Consider the following 1,017-nt stretch of genomic DNA (forward strand, 5'->3'; position numbering starts at 1 on the left):
GATTGGTATTACGAAGATTAAGTAGTGACCTTACTTTTTATAGCTACTTGATTTGTAATTATTCGAGTAGTTAGAAAAATTATTAGCATTGGATAGCTAATATATATTTTTACTCCCCATAAATGCCAAACATGCTCAGCCCTTTGGGTTTGCCCTAGAGACGGTTTACTTTTACTTAGCCCACTAGGTTGCAAACTTCCTGCGATAATTAGATAGAACAAGTTTTAATCATGAAAGGCCAGTAGGTTCTAGAAGGTTGAAATTAATATTTCAGCTCCCACTTTTAGTTTTGCTATAAATCTATTTGAATTTACTTTGTATATTTTTAATAAGCTTAGTTTTTAAGTCACTGTTTTTTGTTCTTCTTTGGTAGGTTTTTATTTGTTCGATTATTTGATGTTGTTCCCAGGTAACAAACATGTAAATATTTAAATAAAATAATAACAACCAACAAGGATTGTTTTGTGAAATTTACATTGTGCTTTTTTCTATTAGTTTTATCTTCAATGGCTTCGGCTGTTACTGATAAATTTAATTTAACTGAAGATGGAAGTAAAACAGTTAGAATTTGGGAGGTTTGGCGTGTTATAGGCGCACGGGAAGCCTTTTTTGGAGCCGCCATTATAAAACCAAAAAACGGGACTTTAAGTTTTAATACAGATTCATTTGTTTATAAACCAAAGGCTAATTTTTGTGGTGTAGATACAACAACGATAAATGTCTCATTGATAGATTCTGGCAATAACCCAATTAGGTCTATATCTCTAGAATCCGATGAGCTTGTTGAGTACTCAACAAGTCCTATTTTAAATATTCTCCAAAGCTTTTTTGCCTTTGCAACAAAAGATGATGTAGAAAAGCCTCGAATACAATACGCATCCTATAGAACCTATTCAGCTAATTATCAAACTGTAAGCCAAAATGTGACTCGTTATCCTGTTAAGCTTACTTTTAATGTTGCATGTGTGAACGATTCACCAACGATCACAAACATAACGAATCAGTCAACAAACGAAG

1 protein-coding gene is annotated in these 1,017 nt (G+C 32.6%); it reads left to right on the forward strand.

The window, feature by feature from the left end:
* Positions 1–464 precede the first annotated feature (464 nt).
* On the forward strand, positions 465–1,017 hold a 553-nt coding region (locus DO88_RS0118515), incomplete at its 3' end, for an Ig-like domain-containing protein (RefSeq protein ID WP_033041295.1).

It is taken from the genome of Pseudoalteromonas sp. S3431 (assembly GCF_000690035.1).
Lineage (GTDB): Bacteria > Pseudomonadota > Gammaproteobacteria > Enterobacterales > Alteromonadaceae > Pseudoalteromonas > Pseudoalteromonas fuliginea.